Below are 1,678 nucleotides of genomic sequence, written 5' to 3'. Positions count from 1 at the left end.
CAGGCAGGTCCTGCTGCCCTTCGAGTGGACCGGTGTCGAGCTGTATGCCTCCGGCGCCACCGAACTACGCGTACGCATCGACGTGGACGACACGGCCCACACCGTACGTGTGACCGTGGCAGACCCGGCCGGGCGGCCCGTCGCCCACGCACAGGGATTGCAACTGCGCGAGGCGTCCATGGACCAGATCCGGACAGCCGCGTCGGCCGAGCACGTGTACCGCGTCGAATTCCAGCCCGCCCCGGCACCGGAGGAAGCACCGGAGGAGGAGACCTGGGTCCTCGGCGGCAACGGCGAAGTCGCCCGCGCCCTGGGCGCGGAGAGTATCGCGCAGACCGATGGCCTCTTCGCACGGCTGGACGAGGGCATCGAACCGCCCCGGCGGCTCGTCATCGACGCGACGGGCGTGACCGAGGGAGACGACTCCCCGGCCGGAGCCGGCAGGTACATGGTGAGCGAAGCCCTCGCTCTCGTACAGCGGGTCCTGTCCGAGCCGCGGCTGGAACAGACCGAGTTGACATGGGTCACACGTAGCGCGGTGGACACCGGCGACGGAGTCCGCGACCTGGCACACGCGCCCCTGTGGGGCCTGCTGCGCACGGCGCGCAGCGAGTACCCGGAACGCACGATCCACCTCGTCGACGTCGACGAAGACATCGAGGTGCCGTTCATCCCGGGCGAGCCAGAGGTCGCCGTGCGTGGGGGTGAGGTCCGGGTGGCCCGCCTGGTACGAGCGGCGGCCGGCGGGGAGGCCCCCGTCTTCGCCGCCCACGGCCGTGTACTGATCACAGGCGGCACGGGAGAACTGGGCCGCGCGGTGGCCGGTCACCTCGTACGGGACCACGGCGTACGGCATCTGGTTCTGACCTCCCGGCGCGGGCCGGACGCGACAGGGGCCGGGGAACTGGTGGCGGAGCTGACCGCGGCCGGGGCCGAGACCGTCCGGATTGTCGCGTGTGACGTGTCGAGCCGCGACGAGGTCGCGGCGGTACTGTCCGACGGCGGGCCCCCCTGGACAGGGGTGTTCCACCTGGCGGCAGTGCTGGACGACGGTGTGCTGTCGGCCCAGGACGCCCAGCGCCTCGCCCACGTGTGGGCCCCGAAAGCCCAGGGCGCACTGCACCTGGACGAGCTGACGCGGGACATGGACCTCGCGGCGTTCGTCCTGTTCTCGTCGGCCGCCGGGGTCCTCGGCGGGGCGGGACAGAGTAACTACGCCGCTGCCAACGCGTTCGTGGACGCCCTGGCAGCCCGCCGGCACTCCGCCGGGCTGCCCGCGACCAGCCTCTCGTGGGGACTGTGGCAACAGGCCGGGATCGGGCTGACCGCCGGCCTCGGCCAGGCGGAGCTGGCGCGGCTGCGACGCCAGGGCGTCGGCGCGCTGAGCGAGAAGCAGGGCCTGGCCGCCCTCGACACGGCTCTCATGCACGAGCTTCCCCACCTCGTACCCGTAAGACTCGAACTCGCCTCCCTGCAGCGCGAAGCGGACAGCGGTGAACCCGTCCCCGCCCTCTACCGCGGGCTGGTGCGGGCCCGTCGCAAGCGTGCGGGTGAGTCCGCGGCGACTCCGTCGGGGCTGCGCAACCAGTTGGCCGCGGTTCCCGAGGCCGAGCGGCTGGTCCGTCTCACCCAACTCGTCCAGCGTGAAGCGGCTGTGGTTCTGGGGGTGGCGGGTGCG

At 72.4% G+C, this 1,678-nt stretch carries 1 protein-coding gene; it reads left to right on the top strand.

The window, feature by feature from the left end; translation table 11 throughout:
• A partial coding sequence (locus tag ACIRQP_RS42420; protein ID WP_403900831.1) for a beta-ketoacyl reductase occupies window positions 1-1,678 on the top strand: 1,678 nt, incomplete at both ends.

The sequence above is a fragment of the Streptomyces sp. NPDC102274 genome, assembly GCF_044766385.1.
In the GTDB taxonomy this organism is placed as follows: Bacteria; Actinomycetota; Actinomycetes; order Streptomycetales; family Streptomycetaceae; genus Streptomyces.
The sequence above is the reverse complement of the archived record's forward strand: the minus strand, read 5'-3'. Positions and strand labels throughout refer to the sequence as shown.